This is a genomic window from Chitinasiproducens palmae, from assembly GCF_900095735.1.
In the GTDB taxonomy this organism is placed as follows: Bacteria; Pseudomonadota; Gammaproteobacteria; order Burkholderiales; family Burkholderiaceae; genus Chitinasiproducens; species Chitinasiproducens palmae.
Genome location: NZ_FNLO01000014.1, coordinates 121,829 through 137,052 on the forward strand (window position 1 = coordinate 121,829; position 15,224 = coordinate 137,052).

The 15,224-nt window shown below is 66.7% G+C and carries 10 protein-coding genes; 9 read left to right on the forward strand and 1 reads right to left on the reverse strand.

Translation table 11 applies throughout. The features are described 5' to 3' along the window. The first annotated feature begins 116 nt into the window (after window positions 1–116). The 5 genes from gloB to greA all read left to right on the forward strand — a co-directional run bounded on the left by gloB (window position 117) and on the right by greA (window position 8,327). Complete coding sequence (gene gloB, locus BLU54_RS20205; RefSeq protein ID WP_235838055.1) at window positions 117–890, forward strand: hydroxyacylglutathione hydrolase; 774 nt, start codon at window positions 117–119, stop codon at window positions 888–890. 126 nt (window positions 891–1,016) lie between these two features. Further along, the gene (locus BLU54_RS20210) at window positions 1,017–2,714 is read left to right on the forward strand and encodes a transglycosylase SLT domain-containing protein (RefSeq protein ID WP_091912403.1); all 1,698 of its coding nucleotides are present in this window, start codon (window positions 1,017–1,019) and stop codon (window positions 2,712–2,714) included. 297 nt (window positions 2,715–3,011) lie between these two features. Further along, entirely contained in the window at window positions 3,012–4,151 is a 1,140-nt protein-coding gene (gene carA / locus BLU54_RS20215) for a glutamine-hydrolyzing carbamoyl-phosphate synthase small subunit (RefSeq protein ID WP_091912483.1), read from the forward strand. Window positions 4,152–4,274: 123 nt separating this feature from the next. Further along, complete coding sequence (carB, locus tag BLU54_RS20220; protein ID WP_091912405.1) at window positions 4,275–7,514, forward strand: carbamoyl-phosphate synthase large subunit; 3,240 nt, start codon at window positions 4,275–4,277, stop codon at window positions 7,512–7,514. Window positions 7,515–7,850: 336 nt separating this feature from the next. Continuing rightward, window positions 7,851–8,327 (forward strand): transcription elongation factor GreA, encoded by a 477-nt coding sequence (gene greA / locus BLU54_RS20225; protein WP_091912407.1) that lies wholly within the window; start codon window positions 7,851–7,853, stop codon window positions 8,325–8,327. A gap of 500 nt (window positions 8,328–8,827) precedes the next feature. Here greA and BLU54_RS20230 read toward each other — a convergent pair whose 3' ends face one another. Beyond that, window positions 8,828–9,466 (reverse strand): YhbY family RNA-binding protein, encoded by a 639-nt coding sequence (locus BLU54_RS20230; protein ID WP_091912485.1) that lies wholly within the window; start codon window positions 9,464–9,466, stop codon window positions 8,828–8,830. Between the two features lie 148 nt (window positions 9,467–9,614). Between BLU54_RS20230 and BLU54_RS20235 the strand changes: the two genes are divergently transcribed. The 4 genes from BLU54_RS20235 to glmM all read left to right on the forward strand — a co-directional run bounded on the left by BLU54_RS20235 (window position 9,615) and on the right by glmM (window position 14,703). Further along, window positions 9,615–10,259, forward strand: a complete 645-nt coding sequence (locus BLU54_RS20235) for an RlmE family RNA methyltransferase (RefSeq protein WP_091912409.1) — start codon at window positions 9,615–9,617, stop codon at window positions 10,257–10,259. A gap of 101 nt (window positions 10,260–10,360) precedes the next feature. Next, window positions 10,361–12,247: an ATP-dependent zinc metalloprotease FtsH gene (gene ftsH, locus BLU54_RS20240; protein WP_091912411.1), complete on the forward strand. Its 1,887-nt coding sequence runs from the start codon at window positions 10,361–10,363 to the stop codon at window positions 12,245–12,247. A 73-nt stretch (window positions 12,248–12,320) separates the two neighbouring features. After that, the gene (gene folP / locus BLU54_RS20245; protein WP_091912413.1) at window positions 12,321–13,184 is read left to right on the forward strand and encodes a dihydropteroate synthase; all 864 of its coding nucleotides are present in this window, start codon (window positions 12,321–12,323) and stop codon (window positions 13,182–13,184) included. Window positions 13,185–13,344: 160 nt separating this feature from the next. Next, window positions 13,345–14,703: a phosphoglucosamine mutase gene (gene glmM / locus BLU54_RS20250; protein WP_091912415.1), complete on the forward strand. Its 1,359-nt coding sequence runs from the start codon at window positions 13,345–13,347 to the stop codon at window positions 14,701–14,703. Window positions 14,704–15,224 lie beyond the last annotated feature (521 nt).

The following is a 15,224-nucleotide window of genomic DNA, read 5'->3' on the forward strand; positions in this document are numbered from 1 at the left end:
GCGCATTCGGCGCATTCGGCGCGTGCGGCGCTCGACGGCGCGGCGCGTTGTACCAGACTAGTCCGGAGTCGACTATCGCTACCGAACATCGGGCCGACGCGCTCGTCTGCACCGCCTTGCCGGCCCTGCAGGATAACTACATCTGGGTGCTGGACGATGGCGCGCAAGCGGTCGTCGTCGATCCGGGCCAGGCGGCGCCCGTGCAGGCGATGCTGCGAGCGCGTCAGCTGCAACTGGCCGCTATTCTACTCACGCATCATCACGCCGACCATGTCGCCGGTGTGCCTGCCCTGTTGGCCGATGCGCCCGGCGCACCGGTGTTCGGTCCGGCGGTCGAGGCGATCGCGACGGTCGACCGCCCGGTTCGAGGCGGCGAGCGCGTCGCGGTGCCCGGTCTGGCGCTCGATTTCCAGGTGCTGGATACGCCCGGGCACACGCGCGGCCACATCGCGTTTTACTCGGCCGACGCGCGCCTCGGGGCGCCACGCCTGTTCTGCGGCGACACGCTCTTCGCCTGCGGTTGCGGCCGGCTTTTCGAAGGGACGCCGGAGCAGATGCATGCGTCGCTGGGCGGGTTCGCGGCGCTGCCCGATACCACCCGCGTGCATTGCGCACACGAGTACACGCTGGCCAATATCCGCTTCGCACTGGCCTGCGAGCCGGGCAATCGGGTGTTACAGGCGTTCGATCGCGAGGCGAGCGCACTGCGCGAAAAGGGCCAGCCGACCGTACCCACCACGCTCGGCGACGAGCGGGCGCGCAACCCGTTTCTGCGGGTCGATGTGCCCGAGATCGCCGCCACGCTTGAGGCGCGGGCCGGGCGCGCGGTGCCCCCGGGCGCCCCGCGTTTCGCTGCGCTGCGCGCCTGGAAGGACGTTTTCCAGCCTTAGATTTTTTCTTGAAAAGTTATCTAGGTGCTGGATTATTCGCATGAATTTGTAACGCTGGTTGACGAAGCCGAGACGCTTCCCTACCATCGCTCCATCCCGTTCTACCCGCTTCCCTCAGAGACGCTGATGCGATTGCTCTTCTGTGTGCTGTCGGCGCTGATGCTGACCGCCTGCGCCGGTACGGCCACCAGAACATCCGATGACGGCCTCGCCACCGATGCGCTGGCCTCCAATCAGGATCGATCCAAGACCACGCCACTGCACGATGCGCTGCGCCGTAACGGCGCATCCCGCACGATCGACCTCGATCACGCGAGTGTCGATTCGCTTGCCGTCGACAATCGCGACATCTGGACCCGCGTTCGCGACGGCTTCCAGTTGCCGGACCTCGATACCGATCTCGCGCAGTCGAAAACCGACTGGTACGCGTCGCGGCCCGAGTATGTCGAACGCATGATCGGCCGCTCGCGGCTGTATCTCTATCACATCGTCGAACAGCTCGAGCAACGCCACATGCCGACCGAGCTGGCGTTGTTGCCGTTCGTCGAAAGTGCATACAACCCGCAGGCATTGTCGGTGGCAAAGGCGGCGGGCATGTGGCAGTTCATCCCGGGCACCGGCCGCGATTACAACCTGAAGCAGAACATGTTCCAGGACGAGCGCCGCGATGTGCTGGCCTCGACCGACGCTGCGCTGGCCTATCTCAGCCGCCTGCACGACATGTTCGGCGACTGGCAACTCGCGCTGGCCGCGTACAACTGGGGCGAGGGCAATGTGCAGCGTGCGATCAACCGCAATGCCGCGCAGGGCCTGCCGACCGACTATCTGAGCCTGCGCATGCCGGCCGAGACGCGCAACTACGTGCCGAAGCTGCAGGCGGTCAAGAACCTGATCGTCGATCCGAGGCGCTACGGCCTGAACCTGCCGTCGATTCCGAACCACCCGTACTTCGTCACGGTGACGACGTCGCGTGACATCGACGTGAAGGTCGCGGCGAAGCTGGCCGACCTGTCGCTCGACGACTTCAAGGCGTTGAATCCGTCGTTCACCAAGCCGGTGATCCTGGGCGCCACCTCGCCGCAGATCCTGCTGCCGTTCGACAACGCCGCGCGCTTCGAGCGCAACCTCAAGCATTTCAACGGACCGCTGTCGAGCTGGACGACCTACACGGTCGACAGCCGCGAGCGTCCGGCCGCACTGGCGGCGAAGATCGGCGTCGACGCCGACACCCTGGTCGCGGTCAACAAGATTCCCGCCGGCATGCGCCTGAAACCGGGTTCGACCGTGCTGGTGCCGAAGTCGGGCGACGACGACGTCGAAGACATCAGCGCCGACATCGCCGAGCGCGCGGTGCTGGCCGTCGAGCCGGACCGTCCCGACACCCGGCGCATGCTGGTACGCGTGGCGCGGCGCGAGTCGCTGGACAGTTTCGCGCAGCGCTATGGCGTGAGCGAGTCGCAGGTGCGCAGCTGGAACCGTCTGCGCGGCGGCGTGCTGCCCGCCGGTGCACGGGTCGTGGTCCATGTGCCGGCCGGCCAGACCATCGCCGCGGCACCGCGGGCGATGCCGATCGAAAACGTTGCGGTAAGCAGTCCGAGCCGCGGCATCGTGCGAGCCTCGGCCACGGTCGAGCGCCGCGCCGCCGCCGCGCCGCTGCCGGTCAAGCGGGTCTCGGCGCCGGCGCCGGTCAAGAAGGGCCGCAAGGCGCCGGTGCAGGCATCGCGCAAGACCACGACCGGCAACCGTTCGGCATCGCGCAAGGCGGTCCGCAAGGTGGCGGCGAAGGGCAGGACGGGCGGCACGGGCGTTAAGATCCGCCGCTGAGCAGGTCATCGGTTGCGTCCGTCGATGCAGCCGATAGCTGGATTTCCAACGGCGCTCAGGCTATAATCGACAGGTTTAGCCAAATCAGTCTCGCCCTAGCGCCTACCCCTCTTTCACGTTCGTCCCCGTCCCAGTCCAAGCAGACGGCTCGCCGGCGCAGTGCGTGGTCCATCCGACCGCGCCGCGACGCGGAGCCGGGCGCGCCGGACGCAGCGGTGCGGTTGTCGTCGCTGCACGTCTAGGCGATCGATGGTGACGGACGGGTCGGCAACAGGGTTGTCCTTTCAGGAGCTTCCCGTGCTGCCGTCTTTGCCTCCCGCCTTGCTCGCCCTCGCCGATGGAACCGTCTTCCGCGGCTGGTCGTTCGGTGCCGAGGGCCACGCGATCGGTGAAGTGGTGTTCAACACCGCGCTCACCGGCTATCAAGAAATTCTCACCGATCCCAGCTACGCGCGCCAGATCGTCACGCTGACCTATCCGCACATCGGCAACGTCGGCGTCAACGACGAGGATGTCGAGGCGTCGCGCATCTGCGCCGCCGGCCTGGTCATCCGCGATCTGCCGGTACGGGCCTCGAACTTCCGCCAGACCCGCACGCTCGACGACTATCTGAAGTCGCAGGGCGTGGTCGGCATCGCCGGCATCGACACGCGCCGCCTGACGCGCCTGCTGCGCGACAAGGGCGCCCAGAACGCCTGCCTGCTGGCCGGCGAGGACAATCCGGAGCGGGCCGTCGAACTGGCGCGCAGCTTCGCCGGCCTGTCGGGCATGGACCTCGCGAAGGACGTTTCGTCGACGAAGTCCTATGACTGGCGCCAGACCGAATGGCATCTGGGCCGTGGCTACGGCGAGTTGGCTTCGCCCCGTTACAAGGTCATCGCGTTCGATTACGGCGTCAAGTACAACATCCTGCGGATGCTGGCCGAGCGGGGCTGCGACGTTGTCGTGCTGCCCGCGCAGTCGACGATCGAGGAAGCGCTGGCGCACAAGCCGGACGGCATCTTCCTGTCGAACGGCCCGGGGGATCCCGAGCCGTGCGACTACGCGATCACCGCCACGCGCGAGGCCATCGCCCGCGGCATCCCGACCTTCGGCATCTGTCTCGGCCATCAGTTGATGGCGCTCGCCGTCGGCGCCAAGACGGTCAAGATGAAGACCGGCCACCACGGCGCGAACCACCCGGTCAAGGATCTCGACGACGGGCGCGTGGTCATCACCTCGCAGAACCACGGCTTCGCGGTCGATGCGCAGACGTTGCCGGCCAACGCGCGCGTCACCCACGTGTCGTTGTTCGACCAGACGCTGCAAGGCTTCGCGCTGACCGACAAGCCGGCGTTCTGCTTCCAGGGCCACCCCGAGGCATCGCCTGGTCCGGCCGACGTGGCCTACCTGTTCGACCGCTTCGTCGCGTCGATGGCCGAACGGCGCGCCGCGTGAGCGCGGGCCGACGCTGAGCGGCACACCGGCGGCGCGGCCGCCACCCGAATACCGAAAGGGCACGCGGTCACGCACCGCGGCTCGCCCGTGCATCGAAAAACCGAATCATCCTTCGAGAGCTTTATGCCGAAGCGTAACGACATCAAGAGCATCCTGATCATCGGCGCTGGTCCGATCGTCATCGGTCAGGCCTGCGAGTTCGACTATTCCGGCGCCCAGGCCTGCAAGGCGCTGCGCGAGGAAGGCTTTCGCGTCATCCTGGTCAACAGCAATCCCGCGACCATCATGACCGACCCGGACACGGCCGACGTCACCTACATCGAGCCGATCACCTGGGAAGTGGTCGAGCGCATCATCGCCAAGGAGCGTCCCGACGCGATCCTGCCGACCATGGGCGGCCAGACGGCGCTGAACTGCGCGCTCGCGCTGCACCAGCACGGCGTGCTCGCGCAATATGGCGTCGAGCTGATCGGCGCTTCGCCGGAGGCGATCGACAAGGCCGAGGACCGGCAGAAGTTCAAGGAGGCGATGACCTCGATCGGACTGGGTTCGGCCAAGTCCGGGATTGCCCATTCGATGGAAGAGGCGCTCAAGGTCCAGGCGCAGATCGCGGCCGAGACCGGCTCCGGCGGCTATCCGATGGTGATCCGGCCGTCCTTCACGCTTGGCGGTTCGGGCGGCGGCATTGCCTACAACCGCGAGGAATTCGAGGAAATCTGCAAGCGCGGCCTCGACCTGTCGCCGACCCGCGAACTGCTCATCGAGGAGTCGCTGCTCGGCTGGAAAGAATTCGAGATGGAGGTCGTGCGCGACCGCGCCGACAACTGCATCATCGTCTGCTCGATCGAAAACCTCGACCCGATGGGCATTCACACCGGTGACTCGATCACGGTGGCGCCCGCCCAGACGCTCACGGACAAGGAATACCAGTTGATGCGCAATGCGTCGCTGGCCGTGCTGCGGGAAATCGGCGTCGACACGGGCGGCTCCAACGTGCAGTTCGCGATCAATCCGGCCGACGGGCGGATGATCGTGATCGAGATGAACCCGCGGGTCTCGCGCTCGTCGGCACTGGCCTCGAAGGCCACCGGCTTCCCGATCGCGAAGATCGCCGCCAAGCTGGCGGTCGGCTACACCCTCGACGAACTGCGCAACGAGATCACCGGTGGCCAGACGCCGGCTTCGTTCGAACCGTCGATCGACTACGTGGTGACGAAGATCCCGCGTTTCGCGTTCGAGAAATTCCGCGAAGCGGACTCGCATCTGACCACGCAGATGAAGTCGGTGGGCGAGGTGATGGCAATCGGCCGCACCTTCCAGGAATCGTTCCAGAAGGCGCTGCGCGGCCTGGAAGTCGGGGTCGACGGCCTCGACGAGAAGTCGAGCGATCGCGACGAGATCGTCGAGGAAATCGGCGAAGCCGGACCGGACCGCATCTGGTATGTCGCGGACGCGTTCCGCCTGGGCATGACGATCGAGGAGATCCACGAGGAAACCGCGATCGACCCGTGGTTCCTCGCGCAGATCGAGCAGATCGTGCTGAAGGAGAAGGCGCTGGCCGAGCGTGCGCTCGACAGTCTGAGCGAAGCGGAATTGCGCTACCTGAAGCGCAGCGGCTTTGCGGACCGCCGCATCGCACGCCTGGTTGGCGCGACCCCGACAGCCGTGCGGGAACGTCGTCTGGCGCTCGGCGTGCGGCCGGTGTACAAGCGGGTCGACACCTGCGCCGCGGAATTCGCGACGAACACCGCCTATATGTACTCGACCTACGAGGAAGAGTGCGAGGCCGAGCCGACCCAGGCGAAGAAGATCATGGTGCTGGGCGGCGGTCCGAACCGGATCGGCCAGGGCATCGAGTTCGACTATTGCTGCGTGCACGCGGCGCTGGCGATGCGCGAGGATGGCTACGAGACCATCATGGTTAACTGCAATCCCGAGACCGTCTCGACCGACTACGACACCTCCGACCGCCTGTACTTCGAGCCGTTGACGCTGGAGGACGTGCTGGAGATCGTCGACAAGGAAAAGCCGCTGGGCGTGATCGTCCAGTACGGCGGTCAGACGCCGCTCAAGCTGGCACTGGACCTGGAAGCCAACGGCGTGCCGATCGTCGGCACCTCGCCGGACATGATCGATGCCGCCGAGGACCGCGAGCGCTTCCAGAAGCTGCTGCAGGAACTCAGCCTGCGCCAGCCGCCGAATCGTACTGCCCGGGCCGAGACCGAGGCGCTGGCGCTGGCCGAAGAGATCGGCTACCCGCTGGTCGTGCGCCCGTCGTACGTGCTCGGTGGCCGCGCGATGGAGATCGTCCACGAGCCGCGCGACCTCGAACGCTATATGCGCGAGGCGGTGAAGGTTTCAAACGATTCGCCGGTGCTGCTGGATCGCTTCCTGAACGATGCGATCGAATGCGACGTCGACTGCATTTGCGACGGCGAACAGGTGTTCATCGGCGGCGTGATGCAGCATATCGAGCAGGCTGGCGTGCACTCGGGCGACTCCGCCTGTTCGCTGCCGCCGTACTCCTTGGCGCCGGCGACCGTCGACGAACTGCGTCGGCAGACCGCCGCGATGGCGCGTGCGCTGCACGTGGTCGGCCTGATGAACGTGCAGTTCGCGATCCAGCAGGTCGACGGCCAGGACGTGGTCTATGTGCTCGAGGTGAACCCGCGTGCTTCGCGGACCGTGCCGTACGTGTCGAAAGCCACCGGCATCCAGCTCGCGAAGGTTGCCGCACGCTGCATGGTCGGGCAGACGCTGGCGTCGCAGGGGGTCGAGAAGGAAGTCGTGCCGCCGTATTTCAGCGTCAAGGAAGCGGTGTTCCCGTTCGCGAAGTTCCCGACCGTCGATCCGGTGCTCGGCCCCGAAATGCGCTCGACCGGCGAAGTGATGGGCGTGGGCGAGACGTTCGGCGAGGCGCTGTTCAAGTCGCAGTTGGCGGCCGGTTCGCGTCTGCCGGAGTCGGGCACGGTGCTGCTGACCGTGACCGACGGCGACAAGCCGGCGGCCGTCGAGGTCGCCCGACGCCTGCACGCGCTGGGCTATCCGATCGTCGCAACGAAGGGGACGGCCGCCGCGATCCAGGCTGCCGGCGTGCCGGTGCGCGTCGTGAACAAGGTGAAGGACGGCCGGCCGCACATCGTCGACATGATCAAGAACGGCGAGATCGCGCTGGTCTTCACCACGGTCGACGAAACGCGCACCGCGGTGGCGGATTCGCGCTCGATCCGGATGAGCGCGCAGGCCAACCACGTGACGTACTACACGACGATGTCCGGGGCCAGCGCCGCGGTCGAAGGCCTGCGTTATCTGCGCGAGCTCAAGGTCTACGATTTACAAGGACTGCATGCTCGCCTAAACTAAGCTTTCTGCGATGCCCCGTTTCGGGGCGTCGAAGCGTCGGGCCGGCAGCGGAACGAGACGCCGCCGGGAAGTTCATCCTAGGCTGGAACAGGATGCACTTCCCGGCGGCGCCGCTTTCGCGATCGGCCCGATGCGCTTTTTGTCGATGAATTCTCGTGCGTGGCCGCGGGGCAGGGCGGGCGGCCACGGTGTCGCGGTTGCTGCAGCGGGCCGCGCGCGGGAAATTACAGGGACCGGAACCGGCGTCACGTACGCGAAGGCCGGAACGTCACAGTCCGTGGTCGGCGGCGCTCACGGAAGGGCGCGCTGGCGACGGCGATATTTTTGTTGGTGTCCATGAGTACGATCCCTTTGACAAAGCGCGGTGCCGAACTGCTGAAAGAAGAGCTGCACCGCTTGAAGTCGGTCGAGCGGCCGTCCGTGATCAATTCGATCGCCGAGGCGCGTGCCCAGGGTGATTTGTCTGAAAACGCGGAATACGACGCGGCCAAGGAGAAGCAAGCCTTCATCGAAGGCCGCATCATGGAACTTGAGTCCAAGCTGTCGGCCGCGCAGGTGATCGACCCCACGTCGGTGGACGCGGAAGGCCGTGTCGTGTTTGCGGCGACGGTGGACCTCGAGGAACTGGAAAGCGGCGACAAGGTGACCTACCAGATCGTCGGCGACGACGAGGCGGACCTCGACAACGGCCGGATTTCGGTCAGTTCGCCGCTGGCGCGTGCGTTGATCGGCAAGAGCGAAGGGGACGTCGCATCGGTGCAGGCGCCGAGCGGCATCCGCGAATACGAAGTGATCGCCGTTCGCTACGTCTGAGGCAAGCGAGCCACGCGCCGCAAGCGCGTGGCGGTCGGGCCGTCGACCCGTCGAACGATGACAGGCGGTCGTGGCCCGGCCGGAAGTTGGTCCGCCAGTCCTGTCATTACCTGCCATCGCCTGCCGTTGCTTGCCGTTGCTTGCCGTTGCCTGCCGTTGGCGTGGCCAGCGGCGCCGAGCGGGGCGTCCCGCACGATGTTTCCTCTCTTCAAATGGATATCGCTGCGTCGCGGGCTGCGGCAAACCGATGCAGCAGCGCAGTCGTCGTCGCTTCGCGGCTGGCACCGTGCACCGGCGCCGCGCCCTTCGTGCGACGTTCGACCTGTGACGTTTGACGTTCGAAAGTCCCAGCCCTGTGGTTCGGACGGTTGGCTCGGTGGAGACGCCGAGTCGGGATGCCGGGGAAGAACTGAGAGTCAGGACGCCGAGTCAGGACATCGGGTGATACCCCGGTGGCGGGCCGGCGCGGCGCACGCGGTGCGTCGGCAGGCCGATCGCGCTTACTTGTCGGTCTGGCGCTGACGCTTGACGCTGCCGGTCCGCGGCTTGGCCCGTTTGACCAGGCCGCCCGCGGTGACGCGTTCGTTGCCCAGCACCACGGTCGGCGTCGCCTTCGGGCGGCGCATCGGATTGCTGGTCGGCTTGACCACGTGTACCACGCGCGGTCCACCCTTCACGGTCTTCGGTCCGATGCCCGCGCCCGCGCGCGGTGCCGACTTCGACGTGCCGGGACGGGTCGCGCCGGCCAGCTGGCTGCGCGCGCCACGGGGCGCCGCCTCGCTGCGTTCCGGCATGCGGGTCGACGCGCCGCGCGTCTTGGCGGCACGCGGCGCCGCCGCCGGGGCAGTGGCGGCGGGCTTGGCCGGCTTGGCGCGCCAGATCACCAGCAGCTTGCCGATGTGCTGGACCGGCGCGGCGCCGAGCCGATCGCACAGCGTGCGGTACACGTCCAGGCGGTGGTCGCGATCGTCGCCGAACACGCGGATCTTGATCAGGCCATGCGAGTTGAGCGCGCGGTCGGTCTCCGCGATGACGGGTTCGGTCAGGCCGTCGGCGCCGACGATGATGACGGGCTTGAGCAGGTGCGCTTCAGCGCGCAGGTCGGCGCGTTGGGCCGGGGACAGTTGAGGGGCGGACATGGAGTCGGGGGCGCGCAGGGCGCGCATGGAATCTGGGCGCGGCGTTGCCGGCGCATGACTCCGCAGGCTGAGGCCGGCTGGTTGGCGCCGGTGCCGCGGAGGAAAGGCCGTATTATCGCCGAAACACGCAGTCGTAGACACGCTTTTCATGGCTAAAAACCGCTTCAATACCGCGTGGTTGCACGACCACATCAACGATCCCTACGTGAAACTCGCGCAGCGCGAGGGCTACCGCGCGCGCGCCGCGTACAAGCTCAAGGAAATCGACGAGCAGGACCACCTGATCCGACGCGGCCAGATCATCGTCGATCTGGGCGCGGCGCCCGGCAGCTGGAGCCAGTACGCGCGCAACAAGCTGTCCTCGCCGGGCAAGGCCGGACTCGACGGACGGATCGTGGCGCTCGACATGCTGCCGATGGAGCCGATCGCCGACGTCACGTTCATCCAGGGCGATTTTCGCGAGGATGCAGTGCTGCGCCAGCTCGAAGAACTGCTCGGCGGCGAAAAAGTCGACCTTGTAATTTCGGATATGGCCCCAAACCTATCCGGCGTGTCGGTAGCCGACGCCGCCCGCATCGAGCATGTGTGCGATCTGGCGTTGGAGTTCGCACAGGCGCACATGAAGCCCGAGGGCGCATTACTGGTGAAGTGTTTTCACGGCAGCGGCTACAGTCAGATCGTCGAGAAGTTCAAGTCGCAATTCAAGCAGGTCGCGCCCCGCAAGCCCAAGGCTTCCCGTGACAAGTCGTCCGAGACCTTCATTCTCGGGCGTCATCTCAAGCGTAGCGCCTAGACGCCGCCGCTCGCATGGCGGCGCGTCCAAAGGTGGATTAGAATGACCTTACAAGCGTCCAGTCGAGCGGGGCCGGGCGATATCAGTGAAGGAGTGGTGCTTTGAACAACAATATGTTCTCTAAGGCAGCAGTGTGGCTGGTGATCGCACTGGTGCTGTTCACGGTGTTCAAGCAGTTCGACAAGCCCCGCGTTCAGGAAGGCGTGTCCTATTCGCAGTTCATGGACGACGCCAAGAACGGCAAGGTGAAGGCGGTGACGGTGCAGGGCCGCAACCTTACCGTGACGCCGGCGGACGGCAACAAATACCAGATCGTCCAGCCCGGCGACCTGTGGATGATCAGCGACCTGATGAAGTACGGCGTCCAGGTAAGCGGCAAGCCGGAGGACGAGCAGAATCCATTGATCTCCGCGCTGTACTATCTCGGCCCCACCATCCTGATTCTCGTCTTCTGGGTCTACATGATGAGACAGATGCAGGGCGGTGGCAAAGGCGGCGCGTTCTCCTTTGGTAAATCGCGCGCCCGCCTGCTCGACGAGAACAACAACGCGATCAACTTCACGGACGTAGCCGGCTGCGACGAGGCGAAAGAGGAAGTGTCCGAACTGGTCGATTTCCTGCGCGATCCGCAGAAATTCCAGAAGCTTGGCGGCCGCATCCCGCGAGGCGTACTGCTGGTGGGTCCGCCGGGAACCGGTAAGACGCTGCTGGCACGGGCGATCGCGGGTGAAGCCAAGGTGCCGTTCTTCAGCATCTCGGGTTCGGACTTCGTCGAAATGTTCGTTGGCGTGGGCGCGGCGCGGGTCCGCGACATGTTCGAACAGGCCAAGAAGCACGCCCCCTGTATCGTCTTCATCGACGAAATCGACGCGGTCGGCCGTCATCGCGGCGCCGGCATGGGCGGCGGCAACGACGAACGCGAACAGACGCTGAACCAGATGCTGGTCGAGATGGATGGCTTCGAGGCCAACTCGGGCGTCATCGTGATCGCGGCCACGAACCGCTCCGACGTGCTCGACAAGGCGCTGCTGCGTCCGGGCCGTTTCGACCGTCAAGTCTATGTGGGCTTGCCGGACATCCGCGGCCGCGAGCAGATCATGAAGGTGCACCTGCGCAAGGTGCCGATCTCGAACGACGTCGACGCGGCGGTGATCGCGCGCGGCTCGCCTGGCTTCTCGGGCGCCGACCTCGCCAACCTCGTCAACGAGGCGGCCTTGTTCGCCGCGCGGCGCGGCAAGCGCATCGTCGAAATGCAGGATTTCGAGGACGCGAAGGACAAGATCTTCATGGGTCCGGAGCGCAAGTCGGCCGTGATGCGCGAAGAAGAACGCCGCAACACCGCGTACCACGAGTCGGGTCACGCGGTCGTGGCCAAGCTCTTGCCGCACGCCGATCCGGTTCACAAGGTGACGATCATGCCGCGCGGTTGGGCGCTTGGCGTGACCTGGCAGCTGCCGGAACACGACCGGGTCAACCTGTACCGCAACAAGATGCTGGAGGAAATCGCGATCCTGTTCGGTGGGCGCGCGGCCGAGGAAGTGTTCCTGGATTCGATGTCGACCGGCGCGTCGAACGACTTCGAGCGCGCGACCAAGATGGCGCGCGACATGGTGACGCGCTACGGCATGTCCGACGTGCTTGGCACGATGGTCTATGTCGACACCGAACAGGACTCGATGTTCGGCCGGATGGCGTCGAAGACGGTGTCGGAAGCGACGCAGCAGAAGGTCGACGCCGAAATCCGTCGCATCCTCGACGAGCAGTACTCGCATGCGCGCAAGCTGTTGGAAGACAACCGCGAGAAGGTCGAAGTGATGGTGAAGGCGCTACTCGAATGGGAGACCATCGACGCCAACCAGGTCAACGACATCATGGCGGGCGGCCAGCCGCGTCCGCCGAAGAACCTGCCGCCGCCCTCGGGTGGCGCGCCGGGCGGCGACGGGAGCGGTCCCGAAGTGAAACCGGGCAACGCGACGGCGCCTGCCTGAGTGAAGCTGCTGCTTTAGTGAGACGGGCCGGTGCGAACGCACCGGCCCGTCTTTGTCTGTGCCCTACGAACCCATGCCCTTGACTTCCGGCGAACTAGACTGCGGCGCATACCGCCTCCCCCTGACCCGTCCGCTGGTGATGGGCATTCTCAATGTCACGCCCGACTCGTTCTCCGACGGCGGCCGCTTCATCGGTCACGACGAGGCGCTGCGGCGCGCCGAGTCGATGATCAAGGAAGGCGCCGACCTGATCGACGTCGGCGGTGAGTCGACCCGGCCGGGCGCGCCGCCCGTCTCGCTGGACGAGGAACTCGGCCGCGTGATCCCGATCGTCGAGCGCCTGGCCGGCCTCGGCGTACCGATCTCGGTGGATACCTACAAGCCGGAGGTGATGCGTGAAGCGCTCACCGCCGGCGCATCGATGATCAACGACATTCGCGCGTTCACCGAGGACGGTGCGCTCGAAGCGATCGCGGGCAGTCGCTGCGCGGTGTGCGTGATGCACATGCAAGGCGATCCGCAGACGATGCAGAAGGCGCCCGTGTACCAGAACGTCGTCAGCGAGGTGCGCACGTTCCTGAGCCGCCGGGTGACGGCGTTGGAAGCCTCCGGCGTCGCGCGCGAACGCATCGTCGTTGATCCGGGCTTCGGCTTCGGCAAGACGGTCGAGCACAACTTCGAGTTGCTGCGCGAGTTGACGCTCACTTCGCCGGGCGGCCTGCCGGTGCTGGTCGGCCTGTCGCGCAAGTCGATGCTGACCGCGATCGTCGGCGAGCGACCGCTCGATGCGCGCATGCCCGCCAGCGTCGCGGCGGCCGTGATGGCAGCCGCACGTGGCGCGGCCCTGGTGCGGGTGCACGACGTCGGCGCGACGGTCGACGCACTGAAGATCTGGCAGGCTGTCGACGATCATCTCGGACAGTCGCCGAACCAGTGAGCGAGGCGCGCGCCGCCACGACGACGTGGCGGCGCAGCGCGCGGGAACGTGCCGCCTCTGTGCCGTCTCTGTGCTGCCTCCGTGCCGGGCCGCCGTCGAACGATTTCATCTCAGTCAAGGCCGGCAGGCATAGCCGGCCATCGGAAGGAAAGGGAAAAGCATGCAGCAGCGTCGTTATTTCGGTACGGATGGCATCCGCGGTCGCGTTGGCGTGTCTCCGATCACGCCCGACTTCGTTCTCAAGCTGGGTTTCGCGGCCGGTCAGGTGCTGGCCCGTGCGCAGGCCACCAGCCGGAAGAAGCGGCCGACCGTCCTGATCGGCAAGGACACCCGGGTCAGTGGCTACATGCTTGAGGCCGCCCTGGAATCGGGTTTCGCCGCCGCCGGTGTCGACGTGATGCTGGCCGGACCGATGCCGACCCCGGCGATTGCCTATCTGACCCGTGCGCTGCGCCTGTCGGCCGGCGTCGTGATCAGCGCGTCGCACAATCCCTATCCGGACAACGGCATCAAGTTCTTCTCGGCCGACGGCAACAAGCTGCCGGACGAAGTCGAGCAGCGCATCGAGGAAGCGCTCGAAGCGCCGCTTGAGTGCGCCGAACCCCGCGAACTCGGCAAGGCCAAGCGCCTGGACGACGCGGCCGGTCGCTACATCGAATTCTGCAAGAGCACCTTCCCGGCCAGCCACGACCTGCGCGGCATGCGTCTGGTCGTCGACTGCGCGCACGGCGCCGCGTACCAGGTGGCGCCGCACGTGTTCCATGAACTGGGCGCCGAAGTGATTGCGATCGGCGACAAACCGAACGGCTTCAACATCAACGATGGCGTCGGCGCCACCGCGCCGGCGGCCCTGGTGGCGGCGGTCGCGGAGCACCGTGCCGACCTCGGCATCGCGCTCGACGGCGACGCCGACCGTCTGCAGGTGGTTGATGCCGACGGACGGTTGTACGACGGCGACGAACTGCTGTACGTGCTGGTCCTCGACCGGATCGCGACCGACGGCGCGGTGCCGGGCGCGGTCGGTACGCTGATGACCAACCTGGGCGTCGAACTGGCGCTGCGCGACAAGGGTGTCGAACTGGTGCGCGCGTCGGTCGGTGATCGCTACGTGCTCGAAAAGCTCAGGGAACACGGTTGGCAGCTCGGCGCGGAAGGTTCGGGCCACATTCTGTCGCTCGATCGCCATTCGACCGGCGACGGCATCATTTCAGCACTGTTGGTCCTGGCGGCACTGCAACGCAGCGGCAAGTCGCTCGCCGAACTGCTCGAGCCGGTGCGGCTGTATCCGCAGAAGCTGATCAACGTCGCGATCGCACGCGGCGCCGAGTGGTCCGCGCATCCCGGCATCAGCGAAGCCGTGGCGGCATCGCGCCAGGCGCTTGGAGAGCAGGGCCGGGTCTTGATTCGCCCGTCCGGCACCGAGCCGGTGCTGCGCGTGATGGTCGAAGCCCGCGAGGCCGACGCCGCCGACAGCCACGCCGAGTCGATCGCCGCCGCGGTTCGGGAAGCGTTCGCCTGAGTTAGCCTGAACCTGGGCTGACCTGGGCTCAGCCCGCCGAGGGCGGTAGGGCTCCGGCCGGCGGTGCCGCCGGCCCGGCGGCAGCCGGATCGCGTCTCGGACGCGGCCGGCCGGTGGCTCGGCGCACGCCGATCGGTTGCCCGAGGCGACCGCAAGCCGGCAGCCCGCGCGCTGGCATGGGTACCCTGGCCTCGCAGGTCCGGTCTGCAACGGGTCCACCGAGGCGGCCGAACCGGTCGTGGCGGCGCAACCCACTGCAGGTGGCGCTTGGCAGCCGCAAGCTCGCTCGACCCTTGCGACCCTCATTGCGCGAGGCGCTGGGCACTACGATCGTGCCTTGCCCCAGCCGCGCCGCGCGCCGCTGGCAAATCCGCCGTCCGCATCCGCACCCGCACCCGCACCCGCACCCGCACCCGCACCCGCACCCGCACCCGCACCCGCACCCGCACCCGCCTGCACCTGCATCCCTACCGCTGCTAGATTGTCATATGACTGACACATAGCGCCGGTACGCTTCGCCC